Origin of the sequence: Brevibacterium luteolum (assembly GCF_013004595.1) — a bacterium.
Classification (GTDB): Bacteria; Actinomycetota; Actinomycetes; order Actinomycetales; family Brevibacteriaceae; genus Brevibacterium; species Brevibacterium luteolum.
The window spans coordinates 153,854-170,648 of sequence record NZ_JABEMC010000005.1 but is presented as its reverse complement, the minus strand read 5'-3'; the positions used below and the strand labels follow the sequence as shown (position 1 = coordinate 170,648).

Here is a 16,795-nt window from a genome sequence, read left to right as displayed (position 1 = left end):
CCTCAGAGCGGTTCTTCGAGTTCGCCGATCGCCCGGGCGCCATCACTGAAGTCGACGCGGCCGATCATCGGCGCCGACCTGTTCGCCGGCACCCACGAGCTCAGCGTCACCGTCTCACCGAGGCTGACCGGCACAGTATCCCTGCCCTCGGCCGGGGTCGGGGCGGGGCCGCGCAGGGTGACTTCTCCGCCGTTGGCGTAGCGCAGCACCATGCCGCGCAGATCGGAGATCGAGACGATCTCGACGTCATCGACGTGATCGGGTTCGCGGCCCTTGCGCAGCCGCTGCAGCGGCGTGATCCGGGTGGCTGCGCGCAGGGTGATCCACACGCCGAGGCCGGTGATGAAGGCGCAGGCGATGAGGCAGATGATGAGCGCCGCCTGGCTGATGTCGGCCATCCAGGACGAGATCGCCAGCACGATGCCGAAGACAATCGCGACGATGCCGTAGAACACACCCCATCCGGGGGCGTTGACGCGTTCGGTGACCCACATCTGCTCATTGCGGCTGAGTGGTGCCTGCGGGGTGCTCACGGAATCACTCCTAGTGATCGAAGCGGTGCTCGCACACCGCCGCTGGGAACAGAGCCGCTGCGATGAGAAGCAGCAGCTGTCAGGAACAACAGTTTCACGACCCGATCGATTCCCAAAGGGCGGGTCGGATCCACCCGTGCCACATTCCCGAGACCGGGATCCAGGCCGGGGTTCCCGGCGCCTCAGTCTACCGGCCGGGCAGGGCCGCAGATACGATTCTGCTATGACCTCACACCCCGCCTTCGAACGGATCGCCGGCGCCTGGAGCGGCAGCGGTTTCGGCGAGTACCCGACGATCGATGACTTCGAGTACCGGGAGGAGACGGAGTTCCGCGATGTCGGCAAGCCGTTCCTCGCCTACTCCCAGCGCACCTGGTCACCTGATGGCAAGACGATGCACGTCGAGACCGGCTACCTGAGGCTGGTCGGTGACTGGGCGGAGTTCACCATCGCCCAGCCGACCGGTCAGACCGAGCTGCTCGAAGGGCACATCGATCTCACCGACGAGCGGATCGTCCTGCACCTCACCGGCCGGGTGCTCAACACCTCGACGGCGAAGAACGTGGAGATGACCAAGCGCCGATTCGTCTTCGCCGGCAACGACCTGACCGTCAACTTCGACATGGCCGCTGTCGGCTGCCAGATGACCCGGCACCTGACCGCCCAGCTCATGCGCGCCCCCTGAAGCCGGCGACGTCACCGCGGGGACGCAGTCACCGGACCCAGATACAGAACCGGCGGGTGAGAACGCTGCTACGCTCTCACCCGCCGGTCTTCTCAGTTCAGGAATCCGGCCAGCGGCTCATTCGCCGCGGTCGATCCACTCCTGCAGGTGCGGCTTCTCCAGCCCGATCGCCGTGGCCGGGCCGTGGCCGGTGAGCACGACGGTCTCCTCCGGCAGCTGGAACAGACGGGTCGAGATCGACTCGATGATCGTGTCGAAGCTCGAATACGACCGGCCCGTGGCACCCGGTCCGCCTTCGAACAGGGTGTCACCGGAGATGAGGATCGGGTTGTTCGCACCCGTCCTGACCTTTCCGGCGGCCTCCGCGGCCACCTCGGGAACGGCGACCCCATCAGCGATGTAGAAGCACGTGGAACCAGGGGAGTGGCCCGGGGTGTGCAGGGCCGTGAGCGTGACGTCGCCGACGGTGATCGTCTGCCCGTCTTCGAGCTTCTCCTCCGGCTTGGCATCCGGGTAGACCATCTCCCACAGGACCATGTCCTCGGGGTTGAGGTGGATCGGCGGGTTGCCCAGCAGCTTCTGCGTCTCGATGACCGCGCGGATGTGGTCGTCATGCCCGTGGGTCAGCAGGATCGCGGTGACCTTCCGGTCGCAGACGGCCTCGGCGACCTGCTCAGGCGAGTGGGCCGGGTCGATGACGACGACCTCGGAGTCGTCGCCGACGATCCAGACGTTGTTGTCGACATCCCAGGTGCCCCCGTCAAGCGAGAACGTGCCGGATGTCTCCAGGTGGTCAATGCGTGCGCTCATGAAAACTCCACTACCGATCGAAGGACTTCTCCGCGTCCCATCTTGTCAAAGGCTTCCTCAACCTGGTCAACTGTGATCCGCTCGGTGACGAACTTCTCCAGCGGCAGGCGGCCCTCCTTGTACAGCTGCGTGAGCATCGGGAAGTCGCGTTCGGGCAGGCAGTCGCCGTACCAGGAGGACTTGAGCTTGCCGCCGCGGCCGAACACGTCGAGCAGCGGGACGGTCAGCTCCATCTCCGGGGTCGGCACGCCGACGAGCACGACCGTGCCGGCCAGGTCGCGGGCGTAGAAGGCCTGCCGCCAGGTCTCGGGACGGCCGACGGCGTCGATGACGACATCGGCACCGAATCCGCCGGTGAGCTTCTGGACGGCTTCGACGAGCTCGTCTTCGCTCATGCCCTTCGAGCAGATCGTCTCGGTCGCGCCGAGTTCCTTGGCGGCATCGAGCTTGCGCTCATCGAAGTCGATGGCGATGATCGGGCTGGCTCCGGCCAGGTGCGCTCCGGCGACGGCTGCCGAGCCGACGCCGCCGCAGCCGATGACTGCCACCGAGTCGCCGCGGGTGACCTCGCCGGTGTTGATGGCAGCGCCGATGCCGGCCATGATGCCGCAGCCGAGCAGTCCGACGACGGCCGGATCGGCCTCGTCGACCTTCGTGCACTGGCCGGCGGCCACGAGCGTCTTCTCGGCAAACGAACCGATGCCCAGTGCGGCTTCGAGCTCGGTGCCATCAGCCAGGGTCATCTTCTGCGAGGCGTTGTGGGTGTCGAAGCAGTACCACGGCTCGCCGCGCTTGCACGCCCGGCACTCACCGCAGATCGCCCGCCAGTTGAGGATGACGAAGTCGCCGACATCGACATTCGTGACGCCTGCGCCGATCTCAGCGACGATGCCGGCGGACTCGTGGCCGAGCAGGTACGGGAAGTCATCGCCGATACCACCTTCGCGGTAGTGGAAGTCGGTGTGGCACACCCCGCAGGACTTCACGTCGACGATGACCTCACCGGGGCCGGGATCCGGGATGACGATGTCAGTCAGCTCGACCGGCTTCCCCTTGGCCATGGCGACGATTCCCTTGACGGTCGTGGGCATGATGCCTCCTTCAGCAGAGATGAATACGTGCTCATGCGTACATCGGTCAGTCTACGGAACCGGCGTGCGGCCTGCAGGAAAATCCGCGTGCGTTCTCACCAGGCAGGAAACCCCTGTACACGCCCGAGGCGCCGGGAACCATGGCAGGTTCCCGACGCCTCGGCTGCGGTGGCGGCTGGTTCCGCTTGTCAGGGTGTGTGGATCAGATGATGTCCTCGTGGCCCATCTCGTCCGGGTGTCCCTTGAGGTGGACGAGGGAGGCGACGAGGCCGCCCCAGACGATGAACAGCGCCAGGACCATCATGATGATTGCTGCAGGTGTCATCGGTTGTCTCCTTCCGTGCGGCGGGCCGCATCCGCACCGGTGGTGCCGGTGCTGGGGTTGTCGTCGAAGCCGGTCATGTGCGCAGGCGTGTACAGCTCCGGATGCGCCTTGGTGTCAGCATCGTTGGCCTCCACAGCGCGGGCGGTGAACTCCTCCGAGGCGCGCGGCCACGGCAGCACCGAGAGCGCGACCGCTGCGACGATGAGCACGGCGATGATGATCCAGCCGATGATGTCGGCCGAGGACTCGGTGTAGCCCGTGGTCGCATACGTCCAGATCTGCTGGATGAGCATGAAGCCGAGCACGATCGGGGTGATGATCGTCAGCGCGATGGTCCACATCTTGCCGATGCGGAACGAGGAGATCGCGTTGAGGTGATCGCGCAGCAGCGGGGTGGCCCGCTTGAACCAGGCGACGGCGATGATCGCCAGCAGCGCGCCGCCGACGATGCCGATGTTGTTGGCGAATGCGTCAGCGACATCGAGCACGGTCAGGCCGGTGGCCGTCGGCATGGTCAGCAGCGAGACGAGCGCCATGCCGCCGCCGACGATCGCCAGCGAGGCGCGGTTGGAGATACCCAGCTTCTCCGCGACCGCCTGCACCGGGACCTGGATGATCGAGATGAGCGAGGACAGGCCGGCGAAGACGAGGCTGAGGAAGAACAGCACGCCGAAGAGCGGCCCGCCGGGCATCTGCGAGATGAGCGTCGGGAAGCCGACGAAGGCCAGTCCGACGCCGCCGGCTGCGACATCGTTGACACCGGTGCCAGCAGCGTGGGCCATGAAGCCCAGGGCTGCGAAGACACCGACACCGGCGAGGATCTCGAAGCTGGAGTTCGAGAACGCCACGACGAGGCCCGAGCCGGTGAGGTTCGTGCGACGGCGCAGGTAGGCGGCGTAGGTGATCATGATGCCGAAGCCGACCGAGAGCGAGAAGAAGATCTGCCCGTAGGCGGCCACCCACACATCAGCCTTCGTCAGCGCTGAGAAGTCCGGGGTGAAGAGGGCGTTGAGGCCGTCGACGGCACCGGGCAGGAACAGCGAGCGGATGACGAGTGCGAGGAACAGCACGACGAGCACCGGGATGAAGATCTTCGAGAACCGGGCGATGCCGCCCTGCACACCGAGGAACAGGATGCCCAGCACGATCACCCACACGATGATGAGCGGGATGAGGATGCCGGGCACGAAGCTGAAGGCGTTGCCCAGTGACAACTCACCGGCGTTGAGGTAGGTCGCCTCGAAGAAGGTGCCGGCGTCATCGCCCCAGGCCTCGGTGAAGGAGAACACCGTGTAGCTCAGCGCCCAGCCGATGATGACGGCGTAGTAGATGCCGATGACGGTGGCGACACCGGTCTGGAACCAGCCCAGCGGCTCGAAGGACTTCGACAGTACGCGGAACGACATCGGTGCTGAGGACCGCGAACGGTGTCCGAGCACATAGTCGAAGAACAGGATCGGAATACCCGCCGTCAGCAGCGCGACGAGGTATGGGATGAGAAACGCTCCGCCTCCGTTTTCGAAGGCGACGTATGGAAAGCGCCAGATGTTTCCCAGGCCGATGGCAGAGCCGACGGCGGCCAGGATGAAAGCCATTCGGGTCGGGAATACCTCGCGCTGTAGCGACTTATTCGACATGGTGTCCTTTCTGGTGGTGAGCGAGGACAGACACAGCGCTGTGTCCAGCAGGCTGAAGCAGACCTGGCCCTCGCAGTCCAGGATTTCGGGAGGATGTTCACGAAATTCACAGCTGAGATTGAACTCACACCAAAGTTAACTCGGCGGGCGGGGATTGTCACTTCTCAGACGGCGGGCACTGGAAGTTGAGCTCGAAAAGTTATACGTGCCTGTCGCCGTCGCGGCGGGGTTATCCTGAGAGTGCATCGCGGCGGGCCCGCGTGCCTGGCTAGACTGGGGCTGTGACCATACAGCTTTTCAACACCGCCACGCGCCGCCTCGAACCCTTCACCCCCGTCACCGACGGACATGCCGGGCTCTACGTCTGCGGGGCCACCGTGCAGGGTTCGCCCCACATCGGCCACATGCGCACCGCTGTCGTGTTCGATCAGCTGCGCCGGTGGCTGCTCTACCGCGGTTATGACGTCACCTTCGTGCGCAATGTCACCGACATCGACGACAAGATCCTGGCGAAGTCGGTCGAGGAGTCCCGCCCGTGGTGGGCCCACGCCTACCATTACTTCCAGGAATTCACCGCCGCATACGACGCCCTCGGCGTGCTGCGCCCGACCTATGAGCCGCTGGCCACCGGGCACATGACGGAGATGATCGAGCTCATCGACCGTCTCATCGCCGCCGGACACGCCTATCCGGCCCTCGACGGCTCCGCTGATGTCTACTTCGATGCGCGCTCCTGGCCGGACTACGGTTCGCTGACGAACCAGCAGCTCGACGACATGGCCGCAGCCGATGACGCCCCGCTGCGCGGCAAGAGGGACCCGCGGGACTTCGCGCTGTGGAAAGCGCACAAGGACGGCGATCCGCTCACCGCCTCGTGGCCGTCGCCGTGGGGACGCGGCCGGCCGGGCTGGCATATCGAGTGCTCGGCGATGTCGACGAAGTACCTCGGTGCGGAGTTCGACATTCACGGCGGCGGGCTCGACCTGCGTTTCCCCCACCATGAGAACGAGCGCGCGCAGTCGAATGCCGCCGGCGATCCTTTCGCCCGGATCTGGATGCACTCCGGACTGCTCAACATCGGCGGGGACAAGATGTCGAAGTCCCTGGGCAACTCCGTTTTCGCCCATGATCTCTTCGCCGCCTCCAATCCGCTGGCGGTGCGCTATGCGCTCTCGACCGCGCACTACCGTTCAGTGCTCGAGTTCTCCGAAGAACTGGTCGCCAAGCAGGAGAATGCGCTCGAGCGCTTCGAGAACTTCCTCACCCGCGCCAGAGAGATCCTCGGCGAAGACGCTCCGCCGGCTCCCGAGGTGGAGGACGGCTATCGCCGCCGGGCCTTCGATGTGCCGGCCGACTTCGCCGCCGCGATGGACCACGACCTGTCGGTGCCCAAGGCGCTTTCGGTTGCGTTCAGTGCCGTTGGTGAGGGGTACCGGCTGCTGGAGTCCGGGGACCCCGACCGAGGGGCGCTCATCCGCACGGTGGCCGAACTCGAGCTCATGCTCGATGTGCTCGGCGTCAACCCGCTGGCTGCCAACTGGACCACCGCCTCGGGCGCGGACAGTGCGGCAGAGGCCGGGCTGCGCGTGCTCGTCGACGAACTGGCCACCGAGCGGCTGGCCGCCAAGCAGGCCAAGGACTATGCGCGGGCAGATGAGATCCGCGATCTGCTCACCCGCGCCGGCGTGCAGCTGGAGGACACCCCCGGCGGCTACCGTTACAGCCTCAAGGGCTGAGGTGCCTGCCGGCCGGCGCCGAACCTGACCGCTGCTGGCCTGCTGCGACAGGCCGGCGACAGAGACAGGCCGGCCGCACGACCCCAGCCCACCGACACGAACCGAAGGAGCCGCGATGGCGACGAAGAAGGGCCCTGCCAAGGGCACCGGTGGCCATGGCCGCCGCAAGCTGGCTGGCAAGGGGCCGACGCCCAAAGCCGAGGACCGCGTCTACCACAAGGCGTACAAGGCCAAGCAGGCCAAACTCAGGCGAGAGGCCGTCCAGCCTAAGCGGCGGCGCAAGGACCCCGGTTCGGACATCATCGCCGGCCGCAACTCCGTCGTCGAGGCGCTGCGGGAGGCGGTGCCGGCGACCGCGCTGTACATCTCCCACAAGGCCGATGCTGATGACCGGGTGCGCGAGGCGATCGCCCTGGCCGCCGACCGCGGCATCCCGATGCTCGAAGCGGGAAAGATGGATCTCGACCGCCTCACCGACGGTGCCGTCCACCAGGGAATCGCCCTGCAGGTGCCGGCCTACGAGTACGCGCACCCCGACGACCTCATGGAGGCTGCCGCCGAGGCTGTCGAGACGCCGCTGCTCGTGGCGCTGGACGGGATCACCGACCCGCGCAACCTCGGGGCGATCGTGCGCTCGACCGCCGCTTTCGGCGGGCACGGGGTCATCATCCCCGAGCGCCGCTCGGCCGGCATGACCGTCTCGGCGTGGAAGACCGCCGCCGGTGCCGCCGGCCGGATCAAGGTCGCCCAGGTCGTCAACCTCGCCCGCGCGCTGCAGGCGCTGAAGAAGCAGGGGGTGTTCGTGCTGGGCCTTGACATGGACGGCGACGTCGAACTGCCCGAGGTCGCGCTCGCCCGGGAGCCGGTGTGCATCGTCGTCGGTTCCGAGGGCAAGGGGCTGTCCCGGCTCATCAGCGACATCTGCGACCAGATTGTCTCGATCCCGATGGCCGGGCAGATGGAGTCGCTCAACGCCGGCGTCGCCGCAGCCGTGAGCCTCTACGAAGTCGCCCGCACCCGCCGGGCCGAAGGGCTTGCCGAGGGGTAACGCCGACGGCTTGACCTGCACGGCGACCTGAGCGTGTCGTTCGTGTGGAACCGACGCCTCTCGATTCGACACGAAATGCACGGGTTCGGCGCTTGCAGCGTGCTTCTCGTGTGGAATCGACGGTGCTCGAGTCGGCACGAAGTGCACGCCCACGTGCTGTGCCCGCCGGGGCTTGAGTGTCCGCCATTTCAGCGGATCGCGTTGAGTGCTGAATCGACGACACTCGATATTGCACTCAACGGCTACGAATCGGCCAAAATATAGCCGTTGAGTGCAGAATCCACGAGCGAGGATTCGGCACTCAACGACTACTGGTGCGATCGCACGGCCCAGAACCATCATGGGTGGGCCGGCCAGCGCCGACCGTTACCCAGCCCCGGCGCACCGCCGACGATCCCAGCCCGCCGCTTGCTCAGCTGACGTCGACGTTGCGCGGGTCGACCGCCGGCTGCGTGCCACCAGTCTTCGTCTTCGGCAGCGCGCCGAGTGAGATCGTGATGATCGCAGCGATGACCATCGCTACGCTGATCGCCCACATGCCCGCCGACTGCGAACCGGTCGTGTCAGCGAGGAAGCCGGTGATGTACGGGGCGAAGAAACCGGACATATTGCCGATCGAGTTGACCAGGGCGACACCGGCAGCAGCTGCGGCACCGGAGAGGAACGCGGTGGGCAGCGGCCAGAACGTCGCCAGAGCGCACATGACACCGCAGGCGAAGATCGACACGCACACCATCGCCAGGAACGGCGAGTTGACGAACGAGGTCACCGGGATGACCGCGGCGGCCACGAGGGTCGGCAGGGCGACGTGCCACACACGCTCGCCGGTCTTGTCGCCGTGGCGGGCCCAGAAGATCATCGCAACAGCGGCGAAGGCGAACGGCACGGCGGTGAGCAGGCCGCGCTCCATGAGCGAGTACTCCACCCCGAAGCGCTCCTGGAAACCGCTGATGATCGTCGGCAGGAAGAAGCTGATGGCATACAGGCCGTAGACCACACCGAAGTACACGAACGCCAGCGCCCAGACCCGGCCGCTGGTGAGCGAGGTGCGCAGCGGCACATGGTAGGTCGCTGCGGTCTCCTCTTCCTCGCGGTCCATCTCGGCCTTGAGCCAGGCGCGTTCGTCATCGGCCAGCCACTTCGCATCGTGCGGGCGGTCGGTGAGGAAGAACCAGCAGATGAAGCCGAGCAGCACTGCCGGCAGGCCTTCGATGAGGAACATGAACCGCCAGCCGGTCATGCCCCACAGCAGGCCGTCGCCGTGCTCGATGAGCCAGGCCGACAGCGGCGCGCCGAGCACCGAGGAGGCGGGGATGGCGAGCATGAAGAACGAGATCGCTTTCGCCCGCTCGCGCTTGGGGAACCAGAAGGTCAGGTACAGGATGATGCCGGGGAAGAATCCGGCCTCGGCGATGCCGAGCAGCACGCGCAGGATGACAAGCCACCACTCGCCGCCGATGCCCAGCCAGCTGCCGGCCGGGATGAACGCCATGAGGGCTGCGATGATGCCCCAGGTGACGAGGATGCGGGCGATCCAGCGCCGGGCCCCGAACTTGTGCAGCGCGAGGTTCGAGGGGATCTCCAGCAGCAGGTAACCGATGAAGAACACGCCGGAGGCCAGGCCGAACATCGTCTGCGTCAGGCCGAGTTCGTCGTTCATGCCGTTGGGTCCGGCGAAGCCGATGTTCGTCCGGTCGAGGTAGTTGATGAAGTACAGCAGCCCGAGGAACGGGGTGAGCCGGAGGGCGACTTTGCGCAGGGTTCGCCTGCGCAGCTCGGCGTGGGCTGCGGTCGGTGCGGGGTGGCGGGACGTCGTCATCGAGGGCGGTCCTTGTCGGCAGAAGTGCGCGGCCCGGCAGTGAGCGCAGATCGTGCCTTCGCCCGCCGTCCGCGTTGGCTTCCGTCAGGTATATCGCCGCCGGCTCGCTGCCGCCGCCCGTGTCCCACTAAATGAGACGCTGGTCACAGATGTGGGTCATAATTGCCGGTCGCAGTCACCCGTCCCGAGGTGTCACACCCGTGGGGTGAAGCGTCCGTCCTGGGCCATCCAGCCGCCGTCGACGAGCAGCGAGTGCCCGGTGACGTAGCTGGAGGCATCTGAGGCGAGGAACAGCACCGGTCCTGCGATCTCGTGCAGCAGGCCCCAGCGGCCGAGCGCGGCCTTCTGGGCGTAGGCGTCCCACCACTCCTCATCGGATTTGATCTGCTCGGTCAGCGGAGTCTCGAACGGTCCGGGCAGGATCGAGTTGACCCGCACGCCTGCGGCGCCGAGCTCGCTGGCCAGCGTCTTCGTCAGCTGCACGACCCCGGCCTTGGCGGCGGCGTAGATCCCCTGTCCGGGTTCGACGACGATCGCGCGGAAAGAGGCGAATGTGATGATCGAACCGCGCTGCCGGCTGGCCATCTCACGGCCGAAACTGCGCATGAGCCGGTACGTGCCCTTGAGATTGATGTCGATGACCCGGTCGAATTCGTCATCGGTCGTCTCAGTCATCCTCTTGCGCACATTCATGCCCGGGGTCATGACGAGCACCTCGGCAGCGGGGAAGCGCTCGACGACCGCGTCGACGGCTGCAGTCGAGGTGATATCGAGTTCGACGGCGGTCGCAGCACTGCCGGTGCGCTGCTCGATGATCATGCTGGTCGCCTCGGCGCCGGTGAGGTCGAGGTCGGCGCACACGACGTGGGCACCGGCGTCGGCCAGCCCAAGTGCCGAGGCCTGGCCCAGGCCCGAGGCGGCACCGACGACAACGGCGGTGCGCCCGGTCAGGTCGAACAGGTCGGGAATGCGGGGAGATGCGCTCATCGGGGTCCTTCTCTCGTCTCATCCGCCGCAGCCGGCGGTTCCGGTGTCTCCGGTTGCATATGCCCGGACTCTGCCGGTTCAGGGTCTGTCTCCGCTGATTCTGCCGAAGCAGGGTCTGCCTGCGCTAATTCTGCCTCTGCGAGCCGCCGCAGCACCGCGGTGTCCGGATCGCGGAGCAGGTGGGCCTCGTGCGGGTAATGGGCGAGCTTCTCGTCGCGGTAGGCGGCCACCGCCTCGGGCGTGGAGACATCCCGGCCAGCGGCCTCGGCCATCTCCGCGCGGTGGTCGAGGAACTCGTGGAACACCTGCGGCGGCTCCAGCCGGCCGCTGTACTCATCGGTGATCGCCTCGAGCACCGGCCGGTAGACATCAGCCAGCCAGCGCTCGGCGACGATTGCCTCGTCCTCATCATCGAGCCCATTCGCCGCCCGGTAGACATCGAGGTCGTTGAGCATCCGGCGGGCCTGCTGCTTCTCCGCCTCGATCCCGGTCAGCCGTCTGAGCCGGCGCTGGAAGTGCCCCGGTGCCACGACTTTGGGTTCGATGCGCGTGGTGACGCCGTCGAGGTCGGTCGTGACCGTCAGTTCGCCTAAATCGAAGCCGAGCTCGTTGAGCCGTTCGATGCGCTGGTCGATGCGCCAGCGCTCGTACATGTTGAACGCCTCAACGGTGGTGAGCTCGGCCCACAGCTCGTCATAGCGTTCGCACAGCCGGTTGCTCATCGCCATCGGATCGACATCCGGGTCGGCCAGGCCACCCGCCTGCAGGTCGAGGAACTCCCCGGCGATGTTCGTGCGCGCCAGATCGAGGTCGTGGCTGCGCTGCCCGGCTGACAGCGAGTCGTGCAGCTCCCCGGTTTCGGCGTCGACGAGATAGGCGGCCAGCGCGTCAGCATCGCGGCGGAACAGCGTGTTCGACAGTGACACATCACCCCAGAAGAACCCCACGAGGTGCAGCCTGACGATGAGCACCGCAAGGGCGTCGACGAGCAGATCGGCCATGTGCGGGGGCACCTGGGAACCGCACAGATCGCGGAACGGCAGCGAATACGACAGATGCGGAGTCAGCAGCGCCCCAGGCAGCGGCTGGCCGTCGGCATCGGTTCGCCCGGTGACGTACCCCAGCGGCCGCACGGCAGGCGCGTCGAGATCGGCGAGTGCGGTGAGCAGTTCGTATTCGCGCACTGCGATCGCATCCTGGGTCTCCTTGACCGCTAGGATCGTGCCTTCGAACTCGACGAAGCGCACCACATGCCGGGAGATGCCGCGTGGCAGGCCGATGAGCAGCTCGGGCTTCCACCGCTGCAGCGGCACATCCCACGGCAGCGTCTCGACGAGCTCAGCGAACTGATCGGCGTGGATCTTCACGTGTCCTCCCGCAGGCCGGCTGGCCGCCAGGCGTCGGCGGCCGCAGCTGCGCTCCCATCGTAGCGAAACCGCTGGCCGGGCCACCGCTGCCGCCCGTGCGCCCGCCGTAGACTGGCGCTATGAGAGTTCGGCTGGAGGACGTCGCCGAGGCGGCAGGCGTGTCGGTCACGACGGTCTCGCGAGTGCTCGGCGGCCGCGGCACCGTCGCCGAGGCGACCCGCACCCGGGTGCTCGACGCCGTGCGCTCCCTCGGCTACGACCGCTCGACCCTGCTGCATCGGCAGGCGGCCCGGCTCGTAGCCGTGTGCGCACCGGCCCAGCCGGAGCACTGGCAGATCGAGGTGTGCCGCTCGCTGTCGATGCAGCTCCAGGACACCGGCATCATCGCCGCCACTCCGTTCCTTGACGAGGACATCGCCGAGGTCCGCGCCTGCATCGACGCCGGCGCCGCCCTCGTCGTCACCCCCACCTTCACCCCACTCGACGTCGACGTCCCCGTCGTCCGCTTCGCCGAGGCGACCGCCGCCTGGCCCACCGCGGCCACCGGCACCGAGGCGAGCGACACCTCGGTCACGGGGGACACCGGTCCCGAGGCGGTGGCCGGCCCAGCGATCGACGCTGAGTGGATCGCCGCCCGGGTCGACCTGTCCGGTGGGATGAGCCTGGCGTTCGAGCATCTGCACGCGCTCGGCCACCGGCGCATCGGCCTGGTGTGCAACGACTCCGGCGCGCTGGCCGAGCGGCTGAAGAACCGGTTCCGGCGTGAGCACCCGATGCGCGATGTCACCGACCGGCTCGATGAGTGGATCGCTGCCGTCCCGAAGTCCCACTCCGGCGGGATCGCCGCAGCCACCCAGCTGCGCGACGCCACCTGCACGGCTGTCATCGTCCAATCCGCCCTGCAGCTGCACGGCGTCTTCGCCGCCGTCCGCCGCCGACGCCTGGCGATCCCGCGCGACTTGTCCGTGGTGGGGTTCGGGGATTTCTCGACGATGCGCTACACAGACCCGCCGGCCACCGTGCTCCGGCTGGACAACCAGGCGCTGGCCGAGGCGCTGGCCGCCGGCGTGCGCAGCGTGCTCGGCCTGCCCGGCCGGCAGCTCGCCTCGGTTCCGCCGACGCTGCGGCCGAGGCTCCTGGCCCGTCAGTCGACTGCGGCGGCGAGGACCTGATGCGTTCGGACATCTCGCTCAAGCAGATCGCGGTGGCCTCCGGGCTGTCGGTCTCCACGGTCTCCCGGGTGCTCAGAGAGCAGTCCGGCACGTCGGCGGCCGCCCGCCGTGCCGTCGCCGTAGCACTCGGCACGCTCGGTGTGCGGCACGGGGATGAGGCGGCCCGGAGCGGCACCGTCATCGCGGTTGTGCACGCCGCCCCGCTCGCCGGTGACGTCGACCCGTTCGAGAGCCTCTATCTGGAGATCGTCGAGCGGATCTTCGCCCTCGGCTGGGTGGCCGTGCGCATCCAGACCGGCCCGGACCTCGCATCGGCCGCCGAGGTGCTCGAGTCCTTCGGCGTCGCCGGCGCGGTGGTGCTCGGCGGCGGTTCGGCCGGTCCCGAGGCTCAGCGGCTCGCCGCCCACGGAGTGCCGGTCATCCGCGTCTCGAACGCCCGGCACGAAGGCTTCGCCCAGCTCGTCCTCGACTCCGGGGAGGGCATCCGCACCGCAGTCCGCCACCTCATCCACCTCGGTCACCGGCGCATCGGGCTCGTCGTACCCGAGGACTCGGCTGCCTCCACCCGGGTGAGCGCGTTCCGGCGGGCGATGGCCGATGTGCTGCACATCCCCGCCACCCGCGACCAGGCCCCGGTCGTCGTGGCAGGTCCGGGGATCCTGGCCGGTTCGCAGGCAGCCGATGAGCTGCTGGAGGCGCAATGCTCGGCGGCGATCAGCTGCGCGCCGGCGATCACTTTCGGGTTCCTCGAATCGACCCGCCGGCTGCGCCTGGCAGTCCCGCAGGACTTCTCGCTGCTGACGGTCGGGGATATGCCCGACGCCGAGGTGATCCACCCGCCGATGTCGCAGGTGACCTTCGACTGGGCCGCCCTGGCTGAGGCTGCGCTGCGCGAGCTCGAACGGCTCATGCGCGCCGATGGTGCAGGGGCTGCTGGATCCGGTGCCGGCGGGTCCGGTGTCGGCGCGGCGGGTGCCGGCGGTGGACGCACACCCCAGCTGCCGGACTACCGCGTCAGCCCCGAACTCGTCCTGCGGGCCTCCGAACGGGCCATCGGCCGGCGCTGAACCAGCCGGTCAGCACCAGCCGGAACTGCAGAACCCGGTGGTCAGCGGCCGGCGCGGGCGGCGGCGAGCCGGCCGAGGAACACGGCGACGTCATCGGGGGACTGGAGGCGCACCTCGGCGGCGGTGCCAGCGGGCCCGACCTTGATCGACAGGCGCGGGAAGTCCTCCGGGTAGGTGCGCAGCTTCTTGAACGCATCCTCATCTGTGCGGTCATCACCGATGTAGAGCGCGGCAGTCGCACCGGTCTGGCGGATCATCCGCTCCAGGCCGTTGCCCTTGGTCTGGTGGCGCAGCGCGAACTCGAACATTTCGTGCCCGGTGAGGAACCGCAGCTGGCCCAGCCGCTTGGCCAGGGCTTCGAGCTCGGTGGCGTAGAAGGCGGTGCGGTTCTCCGAGCAGCCGCGGGTGTGGAAGGTCCGGCCGAGCGGCTTGCGCTCGATGCGCAGCAGCCCGTGGCCCTCCTCGGGGGTGCGGGTGCGGATGTCGGTGAAGGCGGCATCAAGCTCATCGAGCAGCGCCTGCTCATCATTGCTCGGCCCGCTCGCGTAGGTGCCTGCGGCCGGATTGCCGCCCGAGCGGCGGCCGTCGGCAGCGCCGATGTCCTCCCCGCCGATTGCACTGAAATCGCTCTCCACCCCGTGCGAGCCGATGAAGATCGCACCCTCGGGTGCGTTCGACAGATGCTTGAGCACCGAGAGGTTGCGCCCGGAGATGTAGCCGACGACCGTGTTCGGTTCAGCAGCCAGCGCCTCGGCCGCGGCAGCCGAGGCCGGCAGCGGCGCGGCGTCCATCGGATTGTCGACCAGCGGGGCGATGACCCCGTCGAAGTCGAGGCCGACGAGCAGCCGGTCGGCCGCTGCCAGCGCGGTGATGTCGATGTCGTCGGGATCCGAGTAGCCGGGGGCGGAATCCGGCTGGGCATCAGCGTCGGTCGGGTGCTGGTCGGTGCGCATGTGGGCTGCGGCCTCGGCCAGGCCGGCCCGGTCGGTCTGCTGGAGGCGGGCGAGGAAGGCATCGGACCAGGCGCGCACGTCCTCCTCAGCGAGGCCCTCGCGCATGGCGCGCATGCGGGCGCGCTTCTCACCGGGATCCATCGTCACCGCTGCGGCGATGCGGGACTTGAGGCCGGAGATGTCATGCGGATTCACCATCACCGCTTGGGTCAGCTGCTCGGCGGCACCGGCGAACTCGGAGAGCACGAGCACTCCGTCGTCATCAGTCTGGCAGGCGACGTACTCCTTGGCCACGAGGTTCATTCCATCGCGCAGGGCGGTCACGAGCATGACGTCGGCGGCGATGTAGAGCGCGGTCATCTCATCGCGCGGATAGGAGTGGTGGAAGTAGTGGATGACCGGATGCCCCATCCCGGAGTACTCGCCGTTGATCCGGCCGACCGCCAGCTCCACATCGGTGCGGATCTGCTGATACTGGTCGATGCGCTCACGGCTCGGGGTCGCGATCTGCACAAGGGTCACCGTGCCCGGATCGAGCACACCGTCGTTGAACAGCTCGCCGTAGGCCTTGAGCCGGTGGCGGATGCCCTTGGTGTAGTCCATCCGATCGACACCGAGCAGGATCGTCTCCGGGTTGCCGAGCTCGGCGCGGATCTCCTTGGCCCGCGCACAGATCCTCGGGTCGCGGGCGAGTTCGGCCAGATGTTCGGTGTCGATCGAGATCGGGAAGGCGCTCGCCTCGGCGGTGCGGGTGATCGTCGTCGTATCACCGAGTTCGCTGGCCGGGTCTTCTGCCGCTGGGATCTTCACCAGATTGCCCGAACTCGGCAGGCCCAGGCAGATGCGCACGGCTCGGCGGAAGTTCTGGGCATCGGCCGGGCGCTGGAAGCCGATGAGGTCGGCGCCGAGCAGCCCGCGCAGGATCTGGGCGCGCCACGGCAGCTGCGCGAAGATCTCCCACGGCGGGAACGGGATGTGGTTGAAGAAGCCGATGCGCACGTCCGGTCGCATGCCGCGCAGCAGATAGGGGACCAGCTGCAGCTGATAGTCGTGCACCCACACCGTCGCCCCTTCCGAGGCGGTGCGCGCGACCGCCTCGGCGAAGCGCCGGTTGACCGTCCGGTAGCTGTTCCACCACGTGCGGTGGAACTCCGGAGGCACGATGACGTCGTGGTAGAGCGGCCACAGCGTGGCATTGGAGAAGCCTTCGTAGTAGCGGCGGACTTCCTCCGAGCTCAGCGGCACCGGCACGAGGTGCATGCCGTCGATGTCGAACGGATCGAATTCCTCATCTGCCACTCCGGCCCAGCCGATCCAGGCACCCTTGTGGGCCTGCATGACCGGGGCGACGCCGGTGACCAAACCTCCGGGTGAGGTTCGCCAGGACGGCGGCTCACCTGAGGTGTCGCGGTCCACCGGGAGCCGGTTGGCCACGACGATGAAGTCAGCCCCGTCCTCCGGCGGGGCCACCAGGGGTGAACGAGCTTCCAACGGGGCGGAGGTGTGAATCACGTTACTCCTATCAGCACTCGATCCTCATGAGAAACTCTACCGCCTCAGCTAAC

The 16,795-nt window shown here is 67.7% G+C and carries 14 protein-coding genes; 5 read left to right on the top strand and 9 right to left on the bottom strand.

Annotated features, from left to right (window positions below; all coding sequences use genetic code 11):
* Positions 1–2 precede the first annotated feature (2 nt).
* A complete protein-coding gene (locus tag HLA91_RS09495; protein WP_170274475.1) occupies positions 3–533 on the bottom strand; it encodes a hypothetical protein in 531 nt (176 codons plus the stop codon).
* 223 nt (positions 534–756) lie between these two features.
* On the opposite strand from HLA91_RS09495, the gene HLA91_RS09490 reads away from it, so the two are divergent.
* Positions 757–1,218, top strand: a complete 462-nt coding sequence (locus tag HLA91_RS09490) for a heme-binding beta-barrel domain-containing protein (protein WP_170274474.1) — start codon at positions 757–759, stop codon at positions 1,216–1,218.
* Between the two features lie 117 nt (positions 1,219–1,335).
* Here HLA91_RS09490 and HLA91_RS09485 read toward each other — a convergent pair whose 3' ends face one another.
* The 4 genes from HLA91_RS09485 to HLA91_RS09470 form a co-directional block, all read right to left on the bottom strand.
* The gene (locus tag HLA91_RS09485) at positions 1,336–2,028 is read right to left on the bottom strand and encodes an MBL fold metallo-hydrolase (protein WP_170274473.1); all 693 of its coding nucleotides are present in this window, start codon (positions 2,026–2,028) and stop codon (positions 1,336–1,338) included.
* Positions 2,025–3,119, bottom strand: coding sequence for an S-(hydroxymethyl)mycothiol dehydrogenase (locus HLA91_RS09480; RefSeq protein WP_170274472.1), 1,095 nt, complete (start codon positions 3,117–3,119; stop codon positions 2,025–2,027). The genes HLA91_RS09485 and HLA91_RS09480 overlap by 4 nt, the downstream gene beginning before the upstream one ends.
* A 202-nt stretch (positions 3,120–3,321) precedes the next feature.
* Positions 3,322–3,444, bottom strand: coding sequence for a methionine/alanine import family NSS transporter small subunit (locus HLA91_RS09475; RefSeq protein ID WP_165883647.1), 123 nt, complete (start codon positions 3,442–3,444; stop codon positions 3,322–3,324).
* Positions 3,441–5,081: a sodium-dependent transporter gene (locus tag HLA91_RS09470; protein ID WP_170274471.1), complete on the bottom strand. Its 1,641-nt coding sequence runs from the start codon at positions 5,079–5,081 to the stop codon at positions 3,441–3,443. Before HLA91_RS09470 ends, HLA91_RS09475 begins: the two co-directional genes overlap by 4 nt.
* Before the next feature lie 281 nt (positions 5,082–5,362).
* Here HLA91_RS09470 and cysS point away from each other — a divergent pair, with 281 nt between their 5' ends.
* Positions 5,363–6,817: a cysteine--tRNA ligase gene (gene cysS, locus HLA91_RS09465; RefSeq protein WP_170274470.1), complete on the top strand. Its 1,455-nt coding sequence runs from the start codon at positions 5,363–5,365 to the stop codon at positions 6,815–6,817.
* Between the two features lie 115 nt (positions 6,818–6,932).
* Positions 6,933–7,865 carry a 23S rRNA (guanosine(2251)-2'-O)-methyltransferase RlmB gene (gene rlmB, locus HLA91_RS09460; protein WP_170274469.1) on the top strand — a complete coding sequence of 311 codons (933 nt, stop codon included), beginning with the start codon at positions 6,933–6,935 and terminating at the stop codon, positions 7,863–7,865.
* Positions 7,866–8,277: 412 nt separating this feature from the next.
* Here rlmB and HLA91_RS09455 read toward each other — a convergent pair whose 3' ends face one another.
* The 3 genes from HLA91_RS09455 to HLA91_RS09445 all read right to left on the bottom strand — a co-directional run bounded on the left by HLA91_RS09455 (position 8,278) and on the right by HLA91_RS09445 (position 12,038).
* On the bottom strand, positions 8,278–9,684 hold the full coding sequence (locus HLA91_RS09455; protein ID WP_102161994.1) for an MFS transporter: 1,407 nt from the start codon (positions 9,682–9,684) through the stop codon (positions 8,278–8,280).
* A 192-nt stretch (positions 9,685–9,876) separates the two neighbouring features.
* Positions 9,877–10,671, bottom strand: a complete 795-nt coding sequence (locus HLA91_RS09450; RefSeq protein ID WP_170274468.1) for an SDR family NAD(P)-dependent oxidoreductase — start codon at positions 10,669–10,671, stop codon at positions 9,877–9,879.
* The gene (locus tag HLA91_RS09445; RefSeq protein ID WP_170274467.1) at positions 10,668–12,038 is read right to left on the bottom strand and encodes a DUF4032 domain-containing protein; all 1,371 of its coding nucleotides are present in this window, start codon (positions 12,036–12,038) and stop codon (positions 10,668–10,670) included. Before HLA91_RS09445 ends, HLA91_RS09450 begins: the two co-directional genes overlap by 4 nt.
* A gap of 119 nt (positions 12,039–12,157) precedes the next feature.
* On the opposite strand from HLA91_RS09445, the gene HLA91_RS14080 reads away from it, so the two are divergent.
* Both HLA91_RS14080 and HLA91_RS09435 read left to right on the top strand, forming a co-directional pair.
* Positions 12,158–13,210: a LacI family DNA-binding transcriptional regulator gene (locus tag HLA91_RS14080; protein ID WP_170274466.1), complete on the top strand. Its 1,053-nt coding sequence runs from the start codon at positions 12,158–12,160 to the stop codon at positions 13,208–13,210.
* Positions 13,210–14,277: a substrate-binding domain-containing protein gene (locus HLA91_RS09435; RefSeq protein ID WP_170274465.1), complete on the top strand. Its 1,068-nt coding sequence runs from the start codon at positions 13,210–13,212 to the stop codon at positions 14,275–14,277. The genes HLA91_RS14080 and HLA91_RS09435 overlap by 1 nt, the downstream gene beginning before the upstream one ends.
* A 41-nt stretch (positions 14,278–14,318) precedes the next feature.
* Here the strand turns inward: HLA91_RS09435 and HLA91_RS09430 are convergent, their stop codons facing one another.
* Entirely contained in the window at positions 14,319–16,742 is a 2,424-nt protein-coding gene (locus tag HLA91_RS09430; RefSeq protein WP_338076766.1) for a trehalose-6-phosphate synthase, read from the bottom strand.
* Positions 16,743–16,795 lie beyond the last annotated feature (53 nt).

Bases quoted from the DNA above. Each gene is read 5' to 3' on its own strand.
- HLA91_RS09490 (WP_170274474.1), top strand. From the start codon at position 757: ATGACCTCACACCCCGCCTTCGAACGGATCGCCGGCGCCTGGAGCGGC.
- HLA91_RS09485 (WP_170274473.1), bottom strand. From the start codon at position 2,028: ATGAGCGCACGCATTGACCACCTGGAGACATCCGGCACGTTCTCGCTT.
- HLA91_RS09480 (WP_170274472.1), bottom strand. From the start codon at position 3,119: ATGCCCACGACCGTCAAGGGAATCGTCGCCATGGCCAAGGGGAAGCCG.
- HLA91_RS09475 (WP_165883647.1), bottom strand. From the start codon at position 3,444: ATGACACCTGCAGCAATCATCATGATGGTCCTGGCGCTGTTCATCGTC.
- HLA91_RS09470 (WP_170274471.1), bottom strand. From the start codon at position 5,081: ATGTCGAATAAGTCGCTACAGCGCGAGGTATTCCCGACCCGAATGGCT.
- rlmB (WP_170274469.1), top strand. From the start codon at position 6,933: ATGGCGACGAAGAAGGGCCCTGCCAAGGGCACCGGTGGCCATGGCCGC.
- HLA91_RS09455 (WP_102161994.1), bottom strand. From the start codon at position 9,684: ATGACGACGTCCCGCCACCCCGCACCGACCGCAGCCCACGCCGAGCTG.
- HLA91_RS09450 (WP_170274468.1), bottom strand. From the start codon at position 10,671: ATGAGCGCATCTCCCCGCATTCCCGACCTGTTCGACCTGACCGGGCGC.
- HLA91_RS14080 (WP_170274466.1), top strand. From the start codon at position 12,158: ATGAGAGTTCGGCTGGAGGACGTCGCCGAGGCGGCAGGCGTGTCGGTC.
- HLA91_RS09435 (WP_170274465.1), top strand. From the start codon at position 13,210: ATGCGTTCGGACATCTCGCTCAAGCAGATCGCGGTGGCCTCCGGGCTG.